The 17,725-nt window shown below is 70.9% G+C and carries 17 protein-coding genes; 2 read left to right on the top strand and 15 right to left on the bottom strand.

The window, feature by feature from the left end; translation table 11 throughout:
• Positions 1 to 131: 131 nt before the first annotated feature.
• From ACJ9NR_RS37810 to ACJ9NR_RS37765, 10 genes are all read right to left on the bottom strand, one after another.
• Positions 132 to 953 (bottom strand): SAM-dependent methyltransferase, encoded by an 822-nt coding sequence (locus ACJ9NR_RS37810; RefSeq protein WP_412492971.1) that lies wholly within the window; start codon positions 951 to 953, stop codon positions 132 to 134.
• A 152-nt stretch (positions 954 to 1,105) separates the two neighbouring features.
• Positions 1,106 to 2,590, bottom strand: coding sequence for a hydrogenase large subunit (locus ACJ9NR_RS37805; protein WP_412492833.1), 1,485 nt, complete (start codon positions 2,588 to 2,590; stop codon positions 1,106 to 1,108).
• A gap of 4 nt (positions 2,591 to 2,594) precedes the next feature.
• Entirely contained in the window at positions 2,595 to 4,187 is a 1,593-nt protein-coding gene (locus tag ACJ9NR_RS37800) for a proton-conducting transporter transmembrane domain-containing protein (protein WP_412492832.1), read from the bottom strand.
• Positions 4,187 to 4,867, bottom strand: a complete 681-nt coding sequence (locus tag ACJ9NR_RS37795; protein ID WP_412492831.1) for a hypothetical protein — start codon at positions 4,865 to 4,867, stop codon at positions 4,187 to 4,189. Before ACJ9NR_RS37795 ends, ACJ9NR_RS37800 begins: the two co-directional genes overlap by 1 nt.
• Positions 4,864 to 5,820, bottom strand: a complete 957-nt coding sequence (locus ACJ9NR_RS37790) for a respiratory chain complex I subunit 1 family protein (protein ID WP_412492830.1) — start codon at positions 5,818 to 5,820, stop codon at positions 4,864 to 4,866. Before ACJ9NR_RS37790 ends, ACJ9NR_RS37795 begins: the two co-directional genes overlap by 4 nt.
• Before the next feature lie 10 nt (positions 5,821 to 5,830).
• Positions 5,831 to 7,864: a proton-conducting transporter transmembrane domain-containing protein gene (locus ACJ9NR_RS37785; protein ID WP_412492829.1), complete on the bottom strand. Its 2,034-nt coding sequence runs from the start codon at positions 7,862 to 7,864 to the stop codon at positions 5,831 to 5,833.
• Positions 7,861 to 8,343: an NADH-quinone oxidoreductase subunit B family protein gene (locus tag ACJ9NR_RS37780; protein ID WP_412492828.1), complete on the bottom strand. Its 483-nt coding sequence runs from the start codon at positions 8,341 to 8,343 to the stop codon at positions 7,861 to 7,863. Before ACJ9NR_RS37780 ends, ACJ9NR_RS37785 begins: the two co-directional genes overlap by 4 nt.
• A gap of 150 nt (positions 8,344 to 8,493) precedes the next feature.
• On the bottom strand, positions 8,494 to 8,844 hold the full coding sequence (locus ACJ9NR_RS37775; protein ID WP_412492827.1) for an ArsR/SmtB family transcription factor: 351 nt from the start codon (positions 8,842 to 8,844) through the stop codon (positions 8,494 to 8,496).
• Positions 8,845 to 9,160: 316 nt separating this feature from the next.
• Positions 9,161 to 9,568: an ATP-binding protein gene (locus ACJ9NR_RS37770; RefSeq protein ID WP_412492970.1), complete on the bottom strand. Its 408-nt coding sequence runs from the start codon at positions 9,566 to 9,568 to the stop codon at positions 9,161 to 9,163.
• The gene (locus ACJ9NR_RS37765; RefSeq protein WP_412492826.1) at positions 9,568 to 9,903 is read right to left on the bottom strand and encodes a hypothetical protein; all 336 of its coding nucleotides are present in this window, start codon (positions 9,901 to 9,903) and stop codon (positions 9,568 to 9,570) included. Before ACJ9NR_RS37765 ends, ACJ9NR_RS37770 begins: the two co-directional genes overlap by 1 nt.
• Before the next feature lie 236 nt (positions 9,904 to 10,139).
• Between ACJ9NR_RS37765 and ACJ9NR_RS37760 the strand changes: the two genes are divergently transcribed.
• Together ACJ9NR_RS37760 and ACJ9NR_RS37755 are read left to right on the top strand one after the other, a co-directional pair.
• Entirely contained in the window at positions 10,140 to 10,880 is a 741-nt protein-coding gene (locus ACJ9NR_RS37760; RefSeq protein ID WP_412492825.1) for a VOC family protein, read from the top strand.
• Positions 10,881 to 10,928: 48 nt separating this feature from the next.
• Positions 10,929 to 11,426, top strand: a complete 498-nt coding sequence (locus tag ACJ9NR_RS37755; protein WP_412492824.1) for a DUF1877 family protein — start codon at positions 10,929 to 10,931, stop codon at positions 11,424 to 11,426.
• A 119-nt stretch (positions 11,427 to 11,545) separates the two neighbouring features.
• Here ACJ9NR_RS37755 and ACJ9NR_RS37750 read toward each other — a convergent pair whose 3' ends face one another.
• From ACJ9NR_RS37750 to ACJ9NR_RS37730, 5 genes are all read right to left on the bottom strand, one after another.
• Complete coding sequence (locus ACJ9NR_RS37750) at positions 11,546 to 12,283, bottom strand: maleylpyruvate isomerase family mycothiol-dependent enzyme (protein ID WP_412492823.1); 738 nt, start codon at positions 12,281 to 12,283, stop codon at positions 11,546 to 11,548.
• On the bottom strand, positions 12,280 to 13,071 hold the full coding sequence (locus tag ACJ9NR_RS37745; protein WP_412492822.1) for a COG4705 family protein: 792 nt from the start codon (positions 13,069 to 13,071) through the stop codon (positions 12,280 to 12,282). The genes ACJ9NR_RS37750 and ACJ9NR_RS37745 overlap by 4 nt, the downstream gene beginning before the upstream one ends.
• A 394-nt stretch (positions 13,072 to 13,465) precedes the next feature.
• Entirely contained in the window at positions 13,466 to 16,030 is a 2,565-nt protein-coding gene (locus ACJ9NR_RS37740; protein WP_412492821.1) for a protein kinase domain-containing protein, read from the bottom strand.
• 127 nt (positions 16,031 to 16,157) lie between these two features.
• Positions 16,158 to 16,874 (bottom strand): hypothetical protein, encoded by a 717-nt coding sequence (locus ACJ9NR_RS37735; protein WP_412492820.1) that lies wholly within the window; start codon positions 16,872 to 16,874, stop codon positions 16,158 to 16,160.
• Positions 16,875 to 16,978: 104 nt separating this feature from the next.
• Positions 16,979 to 17,566: a hypothetical protein gene (locus ACJ9NR_RS37730; RefSeq protein WP_412492819.1), complete on the bottom strand. Its 588-nt coding sequence runs from the start codon at positions 17,564 to 17,566 to the stop codon at positions 16,979 to 16,981.
• Between the last annotated feature and the right edge of the window lie 159 nt (positions 17,567 to 17,725).

Genomic DNA, 17,725 nt, shown 5'->3' with positions numbered 1-17,725 from the left:
GCACGAGCGGCCCAGGCAGCGTGAGCGTATGGCGGCGTGCCGCTCCCGGGCGGGCGCCCCTCGCCGCGCACCGGCGAGCGAGCCGACGCGCGCGGGCAAGGCCGCCCAGGTCCTCGTGACCGGTAGGCGCGCTACCGGCGGACCGCCGAGATCAGTCCGCCGGGCCGCTCCTCGCGCCGGGGCGGGGTCCTCATCGGGCGGCCGTAGGCGGCGGCACGCTCGCGCAGGGTGTGGCTCTCGGCCTGCCAGCCGTGCCCGGCCAGCCAGCCCACCGGGTCGTCGGGCATCTCCGAGACCCACAGGGACGCCGCCGATCCGGGCACGGCGTCCGCGCCGAAGCGCTCGATCACGCCGCGTGAGCCTAACGTCAGCCCCATCCGGCTGCCCGGCGCCGACCGGGCGCCGATCCGGGCCAGCAGCACCTCCACCGCGTCCTCGGGCAGATAGATCAGCAGCCCCTCGGCGATCCACACGGTGGGCGCCGCCGCGTCGTGCCCTGCGGCGGCCAGCGCGCCCGGCCAGTCCTCCCGCAGATCCACCGCGACGGGGATCCGCTCGCAGCGTGCGACGGCCCGCTCCTGGCGCAGCACCGACGCCTTGAAGTCCAGCGGCGCGGCGGTGTCGACCTCGAACAGCCGGGTGCCCTCGGGCCAGTCCATCCGGAAGGCCCGGCTGTCCATGCCGGCGCCGAGCAGCACGACCTGCCGGACCCCGGCCGCGGAGGCCTGCTGCAGCAGGTCGTCGAGGAACCTCGTCCTGATGACGATGGAGAACGCCACGGCGAGCCGGCGGCGGCGCGCGGCCTCGTCATCGTCACCGGGCGGTGGCGGTGTGGTGGGCCACAGGCCACCCGCGGCGGCGAAGGCGCGTGCCAGCGGATCGTGGAACAGCGCGTTCTCCCGCTCGGTCTCCAGGGCCCGCACCCTGGCCACTCCCACCGCCGTGGCCCACACTCCCGACGGCCGCGCCCGCTCCCGCTCATCAGTCACCGCGCCAGCCTAGATGATCGCTCCCACGGCGGGCCCGGTGCCTGGAGCCGGTCCTGCCGGTGTCCGCGCCGCGGCTGGAGCAGTCTCGGCTCCCCCGCCTTCAGGCAGGGCAGCCCTCACAGGTCGTTGCCCGCGTAGGAGAGGTTGAAGCTCTTGTTGGTCAGGGGGAAGTCCGGGACGATCGTGTCCGTCAACGCCACCGGCAGAGCGGGCCAGTTGAAGAACGACGGATCGACCGGCTTGACGCGGGTCAGGGTGCCGTCGGGGGCGAGTTCGACACGGGTGGCGATGGTGCCGCGCCAGCCTTCCACGAGCCCCACCCCGGTACGGGGCCCCGCACCGGGCGTCGACGGGGGCGCGAGCACGGCCATGGGCGCTGACAGCGTGTGGGCGAAGTGCTCGATCAGGTGCAGGGAGACGTCGATCTCCTCCGCGCGGACCAGGAAGCGGGCCAGGACGTCACCTTCGTCGTGGACGGGCACGGTGAACCCGCCGTCGTCGTACGGCGCGAAGGGGTGGGCGATCCGGGCGTCGTCGGCGATGCCGCTGGCGCGGGCGACGTAGCCGAGGCAGCCGATCTCCCGGGCCGCGGCCGTGCTCAGGATCGCGGTACCGGTGAGGCGGTCGTGGACGGTGGAGTGACGAAGGGCCAGGTCGGTGATGTCCCGGACGTCCGCGCCGATCTCCTCGAGGCGGGCGGGGTCGGGCAGGGCGCGCAGCGCGGCGCCCCCGGGGACGACGCCGCCGCGCAGCAGCCGGTGGCCGGTGATCTCCTTGTTGAGGCGCAGGAGCCGCTCGCGTACCCGCTGGGCGTGGGCGTTGAGGACGGAGTGGCCGACGTCGTTGCAGAGCATGCCGAGGTCGGCGACGTGGTTGTGGACACGCTCCAGTTCCAGGAGCATCGCGCGGGCGCGCTGCGCCTCGGCCGGGACGTCGGTGCCGGTGGCCTCGTCGACGGCGAGGCAGTAGGCGAGGGCATGGCCGACGGCGGTGTCGCCGCTGACGCGCTCGGCCAGTGGAAGGCCGGCGGCGACCGTGCGGCCCTGGAAGAGCTCCTCGACGCCCTTGTGCACGAACCAGAGGCGGGCCTTGAGCTTGAGGATGGTCTCGCCGACGACGGAGAAGCGGAAGTGGCCGGGTTCGATCAGGCCGGCGTGGACGGGGCCCACCGGGATCTCGTAGACGCCGTCGCCCTCGACCTCCAGGAAGGGGTACGGGCCTTCCTGCTCGCCGAAGGCGGGCGGGGGTCCGGCATCGGGGCGCATCGGATACCAGCCGCGCGGCCAGTGGAAGTGGCGCACCAGACGGCGCGGGAGGGGGTGGTCTTGGGGGACGATGCCGAACAGGTCACGCATCTCCCTCTCGAACCGGCCCGCCGCGAAGGAGAGATGGGCCAGCGTCGGCACTTCCGGCCGGTCCGGGTCGAGGCGGATGTTCAGTTCCACGCGACTGTCGGGCGGTCCGGAGGTGAACAGGTACACCACGCGCGGCCCGGCCTCGTCGATGTGCGCGGAGACCAGGGCGAGCCGGTACCCCTGGGCGAGCAGGTTCTCGGCGTGCCGGGGCAGGGTGACGGCACTGCTCTGGTAGGACTTGCGCATCGTGTCAGCCTCCGATCGCCCGGGCGGCGGCGTGCAGCAGGTCGGTGAGCGGTCCGAGGGCGATGCCCAGGGCGGCGCAGGCGGACAGGCCCAGCATCAGGGGCCAGAGGGCGGACGGGCTCTCCTCGCCCGGTGATCCCGGCCCGAGCAGCATCCGGGCCGTGCGGGCGGCGAGCGCGGCGAAGGCCACCAGCACGAGCGTCAGGGCGGTCGCCGTGGCCCAGGCGAGTTGGGCGCCGGCCGCGAAACCGGCGCGGGCGATGCCCAGTTCGGAGGTGAAGAGGCTGAACGGCGGGAACGCCATCAGCGCCGCCACCGCCGCCCCGAACACCCCGGCCGTCGCGGGCGCCCTGGCCAGCAGCCCCCGTACCCGTCCGATGCGCGCCGTGCCGGTGAGCTGGAGGATGTGTCCGGAGGCGCAGAAGGCGACCGACTTGGCCAGCCCGTGGCCGGCGACGTGCAGCAGCGCGGCGGACAGGGCGAGCGGGCTGCCGATCGCCGCGGCCAGGGCGATCAGGCTCATGTGCTCCATGGACGAATAGGCCAGCATGCGTTTGTAGTCGCGCTGGGCGAGCAGCAGCCCGGTCGCGAGGGCGAGCGTGAGCAGGGCGATGACCGCCAGCAGCACACGGGTGAAGCCGGGCCCGAGGGCGGCGTCGGCGATGACCCGGTAGCGCAGGACGGCGGCGAAGGCGACCGACAGCAGCACCCCGGACATCAGCGCGGACACCGGCGCCGGAGCCTGGCTGTGGGCGTCGGGCAGCCAGGCGTGCAGCGGCACGAGGCCGGCCTTGGTTCCGAAGCCGAGGACGACGAGGGCGATGCCGAGCCGGGTGACAGCGGGGTCGAGGCGGTCGGCGTGGGCGACGAGGGTGGGCCAGTCGAGCGCCCACGCCTCGGCGATGCCCGCCTGCCGGGCCGCGTAGTAGATCAGCACCGTGCCGAGGAAGGCCAGCGCGATCCCGGCCGAGCAGATCACCACGTACTTCCAGGCCGCCTCCACCGATGTGCGGGTGCGGCGGTGGCCGACGAGGAAGGCGGTGACGACGGTGGTGGCCTCGACCGCGACCCACAGCACGCCGAGATTCGCCGTGACCACGGCCAGGCACATCGCGGCCAGGAACGCCTGGACCAGGACGTGGTAGCGCCACACGGTCCGCTCCGTGGCGCGGCCGGCCGCCCGTTCCGCTCGCAGGTACGCGGGCGCGCCGGCACAGGCGATCAGCGCCACCGCGCCGACCACCAGCAGCATCCAGGCGGTCAGCGCGTCGGCGCGCAACAGGCCGGAGTACGCGCTGCGCGGGCCGTCGTCGAGGACGCCCGCCGCGAGCAGGCTCCCGCAGGCGAGTATCGCGACGGGTGAGACGAGCGCGGCCCGCTCCCGCCGCCGCGTCGTCACCGTCGGCTCGGGCCCGGGTGCCTCGGCGACCAGGACAGCCGCCCCCGTGGACGTCCGCGGCCCGGACCGGGTGAGTGCGGTGGCGGAGACGGCGGCGGGTGTGCGGGTGTACCGCCCGGCCGGCGCACAGGCGCCGGCCACCGCCAGCGGCACGGCGGCGGGCGCGGTCAGCAGCAGGGCGGAGACGGTCGGGCTCATCAGTCGTGCAGCTCCCGCAGGTCGTCGAGGTCGGTGCTGCCGAACGCCTCCCGCATGCGGGTGGTGAGGATCTGCAGCACGAGTACCGCCAGCAGCACGTCGAAGGAGACGCCGAGTTCCACGATCAGCGGCACGCCGGAGGTGGCCAGCAGGGCGGTGGCGGTGATGCCGTTGTCCAGCAGCAGGAAGCCGACCACCTGGGCCAGTGCCCGCCGGCGGGTGACCAGCACGAAGAAGCCGATCAGGACAACGGCCAGGCCGACCGGCAGGGCCCGGGTCGCCGGTGTGGGGTGCAGCGCGGTCAGCGGGTGGGCCACCGCGTAGGCCAGCAGCGTCAGCAGGGCGGCGGTCAGCAGCGAGGCGGCGACGTTCACCAGCGGTTGTGTCTCGCGCGCCTCTTCCCGGTGCGCACGGTCGGCGGTGTGTACGGTCAGGGCGCGGCGCATCAGGTGCGGCAGGAGGCCCGCCCGCAGCAGTCCGATGCCGACGCCGACGCCGACGAGGTCCCACCGCTGTTCGTGCCCGCCCAGGAGCACGGCGAGGGCGGCGAGGGTCACGCCCTGCAGGGCGAAGACGCGGACGATGGCGGCCAGTTCGCGCCGCCACAGCACCAGCACCGCGGCGAGCAGGAAGGCCCCGCAGGCCAGGTCGAGGAGTTCGGTGTACAGGTCGCCGTTCACGACGCTCCGCCCAGGAAGTACGAAGCGGTCACCGCGAGCAGCGCCAGCAGGAAGGACCCGGCGAGCAGTTCGGGCACCCTGAACAGCCGCACCTTGGCCCAGAACACCTCGGCCGCCGCCAGCACCGCGCCCAGCAGGGTGACCTTCGCCGCGAACAGCACCAGGGCCACCACGAGCGCCGTCCACGAGGCCCCGGTGGCGATGCCCCACGGCAGGAACAGGGAGGACAGCAGTCCCAGCAGCAGGGTGAGCCGCATCTGGGCGCCGAGCTCGACCAGGGCCAGGTCGGGGCCCGCGTACTCGAGCACCATCGCCTCGTGGATCATGGTGAGTTCGAGATGGGTGGAGGGGTTGTCCACCGGGATCCGCCCGGTTTCCGCGAGGACGGCCACCGCGAGCGCGGCCGTGGCCAGCAGGCCGGCCGGGGAGGCGAGCCGGGCCGGTTCCCCGACCGCGCCGGCGACGATGGCGGGGATGTTGGTCGTGCCGGCCGGTATCGACAGTGCGAACACCGACAGCAGGATGGTCGGCTCCACCAGGGCGGCCACCGTCATCTCCCGCGAGGCGCCCATGCCGCCGAACGCGGTGCCGGTGTCCAGGCCGGCCAGGGCGAGCGCCAGGGTGCCCAGCGCGATCAGCGCCACGACGACGACGAGGTCCGCGTGGGCGCTCACCGGGGTGCGGGTCGACAGCAGCGGGACCAGGCCGGCGGCGACCACCGTGGTGGCCACCAGCAGCGCCGGGGCCGCGCGGAAGGCGGGCCCGGTTCCCAGCGGGCTGATGGGTTCCTTGCGCAGCAGTTTGCGGGCGTCCCGCCAGGGCTGGAGCACCCCGGCGCCGGCCCGGCCCTCCAGGCGGGCCCGCACCTGCCGCATCCACCCGGTCAGCAGGGGCGCCCCGGCGCCGACCACCGCCACCTGGCCGGCCACGGCCGCATATCCGACAGCGCTCATGTCCTCGTTCTCACCAGCCCACCGCCAACACCAACAGCACTGCGACCAGGCCGGCGAAGCCGTAGCCGAGATACAGGTGCACGCTGCCGCCCGCCAGCCGCCGGGCCGCGCGGCCCGTGCCGGCCAGGGCCCGCACCACCGGCTCGTACAGGCGGTGTTCGATCCGGTCGGGCACCCGGCGCTCGAAGCGCACCCGCTCCACCAGATACGCCGACTCGCGCACCGGGGTGACGTCGACGTCCTGCTCGGGCGCGAGGACGTCGTCGAAGACGCGCTGCAGCGGCTCGGCGAACGACGTGGCCGTGTAGGCCATGCGCGGCGTCGGTGCCCCGCCGCCGCAGTCCCACAGCCGTGCGTTCCTGCGGCGCCTGCGGCGGCCGTACAGGCGGGGCAGGCCGGTGGCGAGCAGCACGGAACCGGTCAGGGCGGCGACCACCCACAGCGGCGACAGCGACGCGGAGATGTCCGTGAGCCGCACCCGCAGCCCGCCCCCGGTCACGCCGCCGCTGCCCGGCAGCCCGGAGGCGGCCACGGCCCGGTCCAGGCCGTCACCCAGCAGGCCGGGCACCAGCGCCAGTGCCGCGCACGCGGCGGCGAGCAGGCCCATCCCGGCGAGCATGAGGGCCGGTGACTCCTCGGCCGTGGCGGCCGGTCCGCTGCGGGGGCGGGCGAAGAAGCCCACGCCGAGCGCCTTCACGAACGCGGCCGCCGAGATGCCCGCGGACAGGGCGATCAGTGCCACCGACAGGGGCAGGGCGATCGCCACCGCGACGCCCGGCACCTGGAAACCGTGCATCAGGGACTGCAGCAGCAGCCACTCGCTGACGAACCCGTTGCCGGGCGGCAGCGCCACCGCGCCGAGCGCGGCCAGCGCGAACAGCCCGGCCGTGTACGGCATGCGGGAGCGCAGCCCGCCCAGCCGGTCGAGGTCGCGCAGGCCGGTCGCGCGCAGCACCGATCCGGCCGCGCAGAACAACAGGGCCTTGAACGCCGAGTGGTTGACCACGTGCAGCAGCGCGGCGGCCAGTGCCAGCGCGGCCAGCGGCCGGTTGCCGTAGGACGTGTAGAGCCCGCAGGCGCCGACACCGATGAAGGCCAGGCCCATGTTCTCGCTGGTCGAGTACGCCAGCAGCCGCTTCAGATCGGAGGCCATCGCCGCCTGCAGGATCCCGTGGACCGCGCTGATGCCGCCGACCGCCACGAGCGCCAGCCACCACCAGGCCGGTCCGCCGCCGAGCAGGTCGAGGCCGGTGCGGACGAGACCGTAGACGCCGAGGTTGACCATGGCGGCACTCATCAACGCCGAGACGGGGCTGGGTGCTTCGGGGTGCGCCCGGGGCAGCCAGGCATGCAGCGGCAGTGCGCCCGCCTTCGAGGTGAACGCGAGTCCGGCCAGCACGAACACCACTCCTCGCACCGTCGGCGAGACGCCGTGCGCGCCCGCGCGCAGTGCGGTGAAGGTGTCCCCGTGCGTCTGAGCGGCGAGCAGCACGAAGGCGGCGAGCAGCAGCACCAGACCGAGGTGCGTCATCACCGCGTACCAGACGCCCGCCAGGCGCACGGAGGCGCGGTCGCGGTGCTCGGCGAGGACCAGCAGCAGCGAGGCGAGTGCCATCAGCTCCCACAGCGTCAGGAACGTGGACACCGACGCGGCCACCGGTACCAGTACCAGGGTGAGCGCGAACAGCGGCAGCACCGCCTGCGCGGTCCGCGAGCCGAGGCCGTGCGGGCCGTGCCCGGCCGCGTAGCCGATGCCGTACACGGCGACCGCGACCACGACGGCTCCGGCCACCGCGGCGAACAGGCCCGCCAGCGCGTCCACCGCCACGTGCGCCCCGGCCAGCGGCAGCAGCCCGGGGAAGGCGGCCGTCCAGTGACGTCCGCCCAGTGCGGCCGTGCCCGCCGCGGCACCGGCGGCTCCGACGCCCGCCGTCAGCGCTCCGACGGCCGGCACGCGCAGCCGGTACGGCAGCACGAGGCCGGCCAGTGCGCCCGCACCGCCCAGTGCCGTGGCCGTCGCGAGGGCCGCCGGGATCACGCTCACCGTCCGGTCACGCTCCGCAGCGCCGCCACGATCTCCGCCGGTTCCGGCGGGCACCCGGGCACCGCCAGGTCCACCGGTACGACGTCGGCCACGGCGCCCTGGACGCCGTACCCACCCGCGAACTCGCCGCAGTTGATCGCGCAGTCCCCCACCGCGACCACCAGCCGCGGTTCGCCCATCGCGGCCACCGTGCGCCGCAGCGGTTCGGCCATGTTGCGCGTCACGGGCCCGGTCACCAGAGCCACGTCCGCGTGCCGGGGCGAGGCCACCAGCCGGGCGCCGTACCGCTCCGCGTCGTACACGGGGTTGAAGGCCGCGGCGATCTCGACCTCGCAGCCGTTGCAGGAACCCGCGTCGACGCACCGCACCTGCGCCGATCCAGCCAATTCCCGGGCCTGCGGCAGGGCTGCGCCGTCCGGGCGCGGCGCAGCGGGCTCGGCCACTCGCCCGACTTCGCGGATCTTGCGCAACAGGCCCATGAGCTCCTCACGGAAGGACGGTGCGAACGGTGCGGATGTGTGGATGGCTGTTGGACGGGGCACGCCGGCGGCGGGATCAAGGCGGCCGTCTCCCGGTGCCACAGAGCGCTGTCCGGCCCGGGGAGACGACCGCCGGTCAAGGGGCCGCCGCTACGACGGCGGCTTCGACTCGCCCTGCGCGGCCTGCAGGTCGGCAAGGAGCTCGGCCTGGCCGGACAGGACGCCGGTCAGGATCGTCCGCGCGACCCGCAGCAGCTCCGCCACCTGGGGGCTGATCAGGGAGTAGTACACGGTCGAGCCCTCCTTGCGGGTCTTGACCAGGTTCGCCCGCCGCAGCACGGCCAGCTGCTGGGACAGGTGCGCGGGCTCGATGCCCACCTCGGGCAGCATCTCCGCGACCGCGTGCTCGCGCTCGCTCAGCAGCTCCAGGACCCGGATACGAGCCGGATGGCCGAGGGTCTTGAAGAACTCGGCCTTCAGTTGGTACAGCGGCGTGCTCATCGTGCCCTCCCCTGCCCGACACAGCAGCGTCGTCCCACCGACCGCAGCCCGGTCCATCGCATCCACCCATTCGTCAACAACATGCGACCCATCCTCGCCTGCGGCGACGGCTGCGCCGAACCCGCGGGGGCGGGAACCGGGTCACCGGAGTCGGTACTGAGAATGTCAGCAATTGCCAATATTCGCAATTGCTGAAGTCATAAGGTGAGAGTGGTGCGGGTCACGCCCACCAGGTGCGGCGGCGCGTTCGCCGTCCCACGCGCCGCGCACCGTACGCGGACCGCTTCCCCAGGGGGCCCGTCGGCACAGCCGTCCATCAGAAGGGAAGGGTGATCACGATGCTCTTGCCGTCGTCGTCGCCCTGCACAGCCGCGGTGCCGCCGAGCTGCCTGGTGAGCTCCGTGACCATGCCGAGGCCGCCACGAGTGCAGGAGTGCAGTGACGGCCGGTGGGGGTGTCGGTCCTGGACGGCGAAGGACAGATGGCTGCCGCTCGCCGCGTACATCACCATGATCTGCGGGGACCGCTCGGCGGCGTGCCGGACACTGTTGGTCACCAGCTCGCTGAGGATCAGCAGTGCCGCGTCCACGACAGGCCGGCGCAGGTCTATCCCCCACTCGGCCAGCGCCTGCTCGGCGGTCTCGCGGGCCAGGCGGACCGCGGAGGGTTCGTTGGGCAGGGTGAGCACGTGCCGGTTGTGACGGGCACCGAGAGCGGCAGTCATCATTTCTCCACGCGAGCGAGGCGGAAGCCGGCGACCGTCTTGGGGTGCGGGCGCAGGGATGTGTCGTACGGTCCGTGAGCCCGGCCGGACAGCGGTGCGCGCCCGCTGCGGGCGCGCACCGCTGCCGGGCCCTGCAGCGCCGAAGCGGTGATCCCCCAGCAGAGCGACACCGCTCGTGGCCGGACCGTCCCGGGGGGCTCCACCGCGGGGGCGGCCGGCTTGTCGCCCCGCAGCGGCATCGTCCCGCCCCACGGCAGCTCCGGCGTCCGGAGCCGCACGGGGCGCCCCAGCGTTCGGAAGACCTCGGCGCCGGCCTGGTACGGCGAAACGGACACGACCCTCGTTCTCCCTACGGGGCCCCGCCACGGAGCGGGTGCGAAAGGCTGCGCCGCGAGCACCTGCGAGCACAGCCGACACAGCATCTAACCAATTGCGAAATTAAGCAATTCTGCATTCTGCAACTTCCCGGCCGGCCCCGCGCTCCGGGCCGCACCACGGCCGCTTCCGCTGCCCACGCTTGATCCCAGGACCTGCGCGTGTCGTGGCAGCGCGGGTACATAGGATCGCCGGCATGACACTGCGGCCTGTCCTGGTGAACGTGAAGGCTCTCGACGACTCGGCGGTCGGCCGGTTCTGGGCGGAGGCGCTCGGCTGGAGTGTCACCGGCGAGGGATCCGGCGCGACCGCCGCCAAACCCCTCGGCTTCGATTGGCTGGACCCGGTCGGCGTATGTATCGACGTCATCGCCGTCCCGGAACCCAAGACGACGACGAAGAACCGGGTGCACCTCGATCTGGCCACCACCTCTACGGCCCAGCAGACGGAGTTGGTCGCGCGTCTCCAGGGCCTCGGTGCGACGCCCGCCCAGGTGGGACAGGGCGACGTGCCGTGGACGGTGCTCGCCGACCCGGAGGGCAACGAGTTCTGCGTGCTGGAGCCTCGGGACCCGTACCGGGACACCGGGCCGATCGCCCGGGTGGTGGTCGACTGCGCGGACCCGCGGGCGATGGCGCGGTTCTGGGACGAGGCGATGGACTGGACCCTGCACGAGGTGACCGACGACCGCGCGGTGTGGCGCTCGGCCGAGGGCGTCGGCCCGTATCTGGAGTTCCACCGCTCGCCCGACGTGAAGACCGTGCCGGACCGTGTCCATCTCGACCTGGTCCCGGGCGTCGGAGACGACAAAGCGGCGGAGGTGGCCCGGCTGCGGACCCTCGGTGCCACCGATCTCGACGTCGGCCAGGGCGACGTCCCGTGGACGTGCCTCGCCGACCCGGAGGGTCACGAGTTCTGTGTCCTCGCCCGGTCCTGACGGCGGAACGCCACGGTCGTCGTCCAGCGGCCCCACCGGTCTCCGGCCATGAACATGATCGGTGAGTACCTGCGCATCACGGCTGCTGAACTTGATCAGGCGCTCCAAGACCCCGCCTGCTCCCTGGACTTCATGGAAGAGATCCAGTGCGAGGAGGAGACGGAGCCCGCTCCGGGCGAAGAACGCTACTTCTGCACGTACCACTTCTGGGACAGGCTCCGCTTCCTTCTGGCGCGTGCCGAGTTCCCCGTGAACGTGATCGACGGTGAGGAGGCGTTCGCCGAGCACGAGGAGTGGGGCGACGCGCCTCCGAAGTACCTACGGCCCGAGCGGGTCGAGCTCGCGGCGAGAGCGCTGCGGGCCACGGGCTACGACCGGCTCATCAGTGGCGCGCATCCCGCTGAACCGACCGGCGCCGAGGCGTGTCCCCACGGACGGGGCGAGCCCGGTGCGCTGGAGCGGGGGCGCCCCTGGTACGACGGGCTTGCACAGTTCTTCGAGGCTGCTGCCAGGGCGGACGACGCGGTACTCGTCTGGCTGCACTGACGGGGCGTCGGTGGACGGGCCCGCAAACGGCAACGGCGACACTTCGGTGAGCGGTGGTGGTGAGTTGTCGATGCGTGGATCGAGGCGCTCGGCGGTCCAACGCCGCCGAGCGCCGTCGATCAGTAGAGGAATGGTGGAGCGGGCAGCTCCGACGCTCCGTGGACGACGAGGTCGGCGCCCTGGGAGCGTCCCAGCAGCCAGGCCAGGAGTGAGGTCTGCGGGCCGTGGACGACCGGTGCCTGCCCTGGGGCGCCGATGTCGTGGGTGATCCCGGTGTCGGTGGTGTGCAGCCGCATCGCGGGCGCGTCGTCGCGAGCGCCGAAGGACGCCGCCACCCGGCCGAGCATGTCCCGGACGAAGCAGTCGGGCCACTGGGCGGGCGTGTAATCGGTGTTCAGGTCGACGTGGTGGATCAGCACCTCGCACAACCGGGAGTCGGCGGCACGCAGGGCGGCTCGCTCCTGGCCGCGCGTCCAGCGGACCGTCCTGTTCCATGCCTCGGGCGGCATCCTGCGGTATTCGGCGGCGAACCGGGCGGAGGCGCCGCGCAGGTCGGCCACGAGTTCGGCGGTGCTGCGCCCCGCTCCTGCCTCGATCTGCTCGTCCCGGGCGGCCAGGCTCGGGTACTCCGGTGTCTCCTCTCCGGTCCGGGCCCAGATCAGCAGGTTCCGGCCGCCGTCGGCATTACGGGCCAGGTGGGTCAGCACGTGCCCGCGTGACCAGGCCGGCAGCAGGGAAGGCGCACGCACATCGGCGTCAGTGAACCGGGCCGCCGTCTCCATGAGGTGCTCGGTCGCGGCATTGATCCGGTCGAGGGTGGCCGCCGGATCGAATCCCGTGTGGTCGTCGGCTGTCATGCAGCCCTGCCGTCCGGCGTGTCCCGGCGGGATACGGCGAGGTAGCCGACGAATCCGACGATGGCCGCCGTCCAGGCGAGGGTGACCGGCCCGAGCCCCAGCGCCAGCCCGCCCCGGGAGCGGCCGAGTGCCATCCAGTCGGCCAACGACGCACCCAGCGGGCGGGTGATCACGTAGGCGGCCCAGAAGGCGGTCACGGCGTTCAGGCCGGCGAAGCGGTGCCAGAGCGCGGGCACGCAGATGGCGGCGGCGAACAGGACGACCGAGCCGAGGTAGCCGAAACCGGCGGTGGCGGTCAGGTCCCCGGCCGCCGTCCCGAGGGCGAAGGTGGCGAGGACGGCCGCCCAGTAGAAGGACTCGCGGCGGCGGGTACGGACCCCGTGGATGGACAGGGTCCGCTCAACGGCGTACCAGAGCGCGAACACGGCAGCCAGCGCGGTGAGGAACAGCGGCGTGGACACGGTATAGGCCACGCCGAGGCCGACGTGCAGGACGTCGGCGGCCATCGTGCCGAACACACTGACCATGACGATCGCGGTCCAGTACACCCACGCGACGTACCGGCGGACGGCGAACTGCACCGCCAGGGAGGCCACCAGGGCGAGACCACCGAGCGCGACCGCCGGCACCGGCCCGAGCAGACGCGCCAGGAAGTCCGACGCCGTCTCCCCCATCCCGGTGGTGAGGACCTTGATGATCCAGAAGTAGACGGTCACTTCCGGCACCTTGTTCGCCATGGCGCGCAGCGGAACGAGGGGCCGGTCTTCGAGGAGTTGCTCGGTGCTCATGGGCCGCACGATGACACGCTGAACTCTCTTTCCCACAGATGCCTTTGCCAATGTTTTGGCGCTTCTGTGACATGAGTTTCAGTCCCACCGGGCCAACCTGACGACAACCTGAAAGCTTCGGTGAAATGGCTGTTCACGGCAGCCGGGCCAATGATAGAGAGAGGCGATCCGGGTCCCGGGACGGTGGGCGAGGCGCCGAGACGGCCGACCCTGCAGTGCCCGAAGTGCCATGCGCCGTGCGGACGCCGCGTCTGAGAGCAGGAGCCCCCTGGGCGACCCACGGCACACGGCACCCGACCGGTAAGCGGGGGGGGGGAAGAGACGGGCATGGACGGGTCGGCCTCACGGCAGAACCTCAGATCAATGCCACCACGGTCCGGGGAACAGTTGCCGATCAGTCCGAATACTCCTGCCGTATGTGCTGGGACAGTGCTTCCACGACCGCCTCGAAGGTGTCGGAGGCGGAGATGCGCGGGGACACGAAGACCCGGCAGATCCGGTTCTCCCGGATGTGCTGGTCCTTCAGCGCCTGGAGGAACGGCGTGTACGTCCGGAGCGTGGTGCCCTGCGTGTCGCTCCGGTCGTCATAGACGAGCACCTGGCCGCCGCGGTCTCCCGATCCGCGCTCCCGCTCCTTGATCGGCACGTCCACGAGCACTTCGCCGTTCGCGATGTCACCGATGCCGGACGCTTCCCTGACTATCTGCCGCAGGTCACTCTCCAGGTTGATGACTCCTGCGAAGCTCTTCCCCGTCAGGACGGTGCCCACGTGTTCGCTGGCCTCCCGGCCCAGCCGTGCCGTCGAGAAGGCGGTGTCGTAGATACGCCGTTCACCGTCCAGCAGGTTCGCGATCGGGTTGACCTCTGTCTCGGCACGACACTCCTCGAACTTCTCGAAGAGGTGATTCAGCGTTGCGTCGTATTCGAGGAACAGCGTGGCGCCCAGGAATTCCGGCATCGAAAGGAATCCGCGCTGCAGCATCCGGGCAATGGCATATTTGATCATGGCCGTGGCCGCCCGGTTGGTGTGCTGCCAATAGACCTGCCCCACCATCAGATTCCGGCTCACCACGATCGACTGGGCGGCTGCGAGTCCCTTTTGTGTGATGCCGAGCGTCGGCCCTCCCCGGATGTCGTGAACGTCCGGCATGCGCAGGGCACCGAGCAGGCCGTCGAAATCGACTCCGGAGCCGTACGGAACCCCGGAGCGGAGCGAGTCCTCGATCAGGTAGGCAACCTTGTCGGCATCGACATCCGAGGAAAGCACCGACCCCAGCACGAGCTGCGCCGGGGTCGCCTTGGCGTAGGCGTCCGTCGCGTAGATCGCGTGATGAATACGCAGCATCGCCTCATAGGTGGCCTCGCTGAAGTCATTCCTGATGATCTCGGAGATGGCGGGAGCCGGCGTCAGGCCCAACCGTGCCTCGCTGGCGCGCCATGCCTGTTCCACGACGCCTCCGTAACCGCCGCGCAGCGACGAGTCCCGCTGGGGATCGACGATGCACCAGAAGAGGTCGTCGTCGGAGGGGATGTCGAAGTCGATGGCGCGCCAGGGATCGTCGTGTCTGGCTCTGCGCTGGGCGCTCGCGTAGTCCTCGAACATGTGGCTGAGCTGGTAGTGGCCCACGTCGTGGAGGAGCGCGAGCAGGATCGTGGCTTCCAGATCCGCTGGTTCACAGAGCAGCCTGAACTTCGGGTCGTTGAGCAGGTGGGCGAGGTAGTACCGAGTGTTGCGCAACATGGTCAACGAGTGGCTGAAGCGGGTGTGGGTGGCGCCGGGGAACTTCATCAGCGTCATTTCCAACTGCGGCACCCGTCGCAGACGCTGGAAAAGCTTGTGGTTGATGAGTTGCGACAGCCTCGGTGTGACCACGCCTCGACCGGCCGCGGTGGGCACCGAGTACTTGAATTCTGCGGCAAGGCTCAACTCGGGCACGTTGACCGGTGCGAGGTACGTTCTCCGCAGTTTCCGCCAGTCGCGGTAGACCTGCTCCACGGACGAGTACTGGATGACCCGCTTATGGTCCAGTGCGTGGGGCTTCGGCTCCGGCTCGGGGGACCTCCGCAGGTTGTAGGACATGATGTCGAGGGCGCTCAGTCCGTCCTTGCCGATCACAGCCTGGAGCTTCTTCGCGATGTCCGGGTCCTCCTGGATCTCATCCAGGAGGACTCCCAGGGCATGCAGGTCGTGGTACGGGAAGAGCTGCCGCAGAGTCTCCTTGTCCACGATCTTCCTGCGGTACTGCTGATGCAGGGCATGGGTGATCCGTTTGGTCGTGATGAAGCGAACCCGGGGGGCCGATGCTTTGTCGAAGGTCAACTGGAGCGGCGCCGAGCCCTCTTCGGCGACATAATGCGCCGTGCCCAGGTCGAGCAGTACAGCCTCTATCCCGGTGGGAGAGTGCCGACACTTGATGTTCTCCCATTTCAGGTCGGCATGGAGCACACCTTTTCCGTGCATGTAGCTGACTGCCCGCAGCACATCGGAAATGGCGTTGTAGACCTCGTCCGGTGTCACGGCCTCCCGTTTCAGCGCCGGGAGGAGCTCATCACCGTCGATGAAGTCAGTTGCTATGTATTTCCATTCGACGCCGTTTGCGTCCCGGTAACTGTCCGTGTCGTACAGACGGGCGATGTTGCCGTGCGCCAGGGTCGACAGGACCACACGTTCCCGGTCGAACACCTCGTGGAAATCCGTCGCATGCTGCCCCGTGTCACCGGAAAGGTAGTTCAGCGTGAGGAACTTCAGAGCCCGCAGTTGCATGCCACGGTACGACGCGAGATAGACCGTGCCCGATCCACCCCGCCCCAGGGGGCGCGCCTGTTCTTCCGATACCACGCTGGACACGAGGTCCGCGCCTTGCTGATCGAGAATCGTATAGATCTCACTGATTCTCTCACCGACGGAAAATCCTAACTCGGCCCCGGCGTCACGCGACACGACGGCTTCTTCGCCCATGTGATCATGTGTACGCGTCACTTCGCCCCCCGCATGAGTACCGCGCGCCAGATCGTCCAGTGTGACAAGCTCGGACCGCATGGGGAAGTGGCGCGCGGCACCCTGATGAATCGATCTTGGGAAGCAGTCAGGTCCCTATTCGACCCGAGTCCCCGGCAGGTGCCGCGTTACCGGGCCATGTCTCGAAAAGAGACCGGTAGTAGCGCAGCCACTTCTCGTACTGTTCCTGTTCGCGATCCCTGCTTGCCGTACGAGCTGTGCACGGCGCGGCGGCGAACTGGGAACGCCGGTCCGCCGGGTAGACCGGGAGGCTGTGCCCGGCACGCATGAGGACCCACGCGGCGACGGCCTTGGTGGACCGCCCGCATCCATCGGCCCACAGATGATCCGTCAGATCCATTCGGTACTCGACCCATCCGGCCGTCTCCACCGGGTCGGACAGGGAACGCGTGAGCCGTTGGTGGAACTCTTCGAAGAGCGGCCCCACGACCTCGGAAAGAAGCGTGTCCGCTCGCGTGTACGGCAGGCTGGAGGAGTCGTCCTCGCGGTACAGAGCACCTTCTCTGACGAGACCTCGGTTGACCGACAGGACGATGGACTCGACGAAGTCGCGCAGCTCGGTCGCGCAGGAGATCGGCAGGTTACGCCGATCGTAGAGGTCGATGATCGTGGACCGGTAATTCCCAGTGGCCAGGCTTCCCACATCGAGCGGCGTCAGTCCCTGGGCCAGCTGGCGGCGCTTCCCCTTCGACGCGCTGGCGTCCAGTCGGCCATGGGCCGTCCGGCTGGTGCGCAGAAGGTTACGCACGGCGTGCTCGACATACACCTCGCGCGTATCGACCATACGGATTCCCCCCTCCCCGCCGACTCGTCCCAGCAGGCTTCCGAGTATGACCGGCGGCCGAGCGGAGGGGACCCGATGTGCAGACAGTGGTGCGGAAGGCGGGGTCAGTGCTCGCTGTCGTCAACTCCCAGATCGCGACGCATCGTGTGGCGCATCTCGGACAGCAACGCCCACGAGCTGTTCACCTGGTCGTCGAACGCATCGACGGCCTCGAGGTCGGCCGATGGGGCAGCGAGCAGCTGTCTGAGTCTTCCGTAGCCGTGGTTGAGGTGCCGGCTGACGGCTCCGGCGGCGGCCAGTACGGGGGTTGGCGCAACCATTTGTGCCTCGGCATAGCTGTCGCGATGCGTGGTGCGGCGAGTCTCCAGCTGTTCGAGGCATGCCTCCACGCCTGCCCCCACGCGCAGCGCGTGTTGGAGGTTGACCTGCGCTGTCAAGTATTGGCGGGAGGCGGTGTTCAGCGATATGTAACAGGCGCGACGCAGGTCGAGGAATTCTCGCTGCCGCACCTCCGCATGCTCGGCCTGCCGAACCTGCTCGGTGTGTCGGCGCTCGGCGTCCCGCTGCTGTGCCATCGCCTCGAGTTCCAGACGCTTGGTACGGTCGGCGCGGCTCTGGGTCAGCAAAGCACCGCCCAGTGTGCCGACCACGCCGACGACAGCGACAGCAACGGCACCCCACGTGTCCCCCACGGCTCGCTACCTCCTCTGCAGCAGAAGGAGGTAAGTATGACGGGCATCTCGGCCTGACCATCACACCGCGCCGCCCTGGCAACAGGCGCCGGTGTGCGGTCCGTGGCGACGGAAAGTAACCGTCGTGACGTTCAGTACCGCAATGGCACCGGGCCGGCT

The sequence above is a fragment of the Streptomyces sediminimaris genome (assembly GCF_047049295.1).
GTDB lineage: Bacteria > Actinomycetota > Actinomycetes > Streptomycetales > Streptomycetaceae > Streptomyces > Streptomyces sediminimaris.
This window is presented reverse-complemented; position numbering and strand designations above follow the sequence as displayed.

What these genes read in the sequence shown, in the direction of transcription:
- ACJ9NR_RS37740 (WP_412492821.1), bottom strand. Translation starts at nt 16,030, where the DNA reads ATGGGCGAAGAAGCCGTCGTGTCGCGTGACGCCGGGGCCGAGTTAGGA.
- ACJ9NR_RS37760 (WP_412492825.1), top strand. Translation starts at nt 10,140, where the DNA reads ATGACACTGCGGCCTGTCCTGGTGAACGTGAAGGCTCTCGACGACTCG.
- ACJ9NR_RS37735 (WP_412492820.1), bottom strand. Translation starts at nt 16,874, where the DNA reads ATGGTCGATACGCGCGAGGTGTATGTCGAGCACGCCGTGCGTAACCTT.
- ACJ9NR_RS37805 (WP_412492833.1), bottom strand. Translation starts at nt 2,590, where the DNA reads ATGCGCAAGTCCTACCAGAGCAGTGCCGTCACCCTGCCCCGGCACGCC.
- ACJ9NR_RS37800 (WP_412492832.1), bottom strand. Translation starts at nt 4,187, where the DNA reads ATGAGCCCGACCGTCTCCGCCCTGCTGCTGACCGCGCCCGCCGCCGTG.
- ACJ9NR_RS37755 (WP_412492824.1), top strand. Translation starts at nt 10,929, where the DNA reads ATGAACATGATCGGTGAGTACCTGCGCATCACGGCTGCTGAACTTGAT.
- ACJ9NR_RS37780 (WP_412492828.1), bottom strand. Translation starts at nt 8,343, where the DNA reads ATGGGCCTGTTGCGCAAGATCCGCGAAGTCGGGCGAGTGGCCGAGCCC.
- ACJ9NR_RS37745 (WP_412492822.1), bottom strand. Translation starts at nt 13,071, where the DNA reads ATGAGCACCGAGCAACTCCTCGAAGACCGGCCCCTCGTTCCGCTGCGC.
- ACJ9NR_RS37775 (WP_412492827.1), bottom strand. Translation starts at nt 8,844, where the DNA reads ATGAGCACGCCGCTGTACCAACTGAAGGCCGAGTTCTTCAAGACCCTC.
- ACJ9NR_RS37770 (WP_412492970.1), bottom strand. Translation starts at nt 9,568, where the DNA reads ATGACTGCCGCTCTCGGTGCCCGTCACAACCGGCACGTGCTCACCCTG.
- ACJ9NR_RS37790 (WP_412492830.1), bottom strand. Translation starts at nt 5,820, where the DNA reads ATGAGCGCTGTCGGATATGCGGCCGTGGCCGGCCAGGTGGCGGTGGTC.
- ACJ9NR_RS37750 (WP_412492823.1), bottom strand. Translation starts at nt 12,283, where the DNA reads ATGACAGCCGACGACCACACGGGATTCGATCCGGCGGCCACCCTCGAC.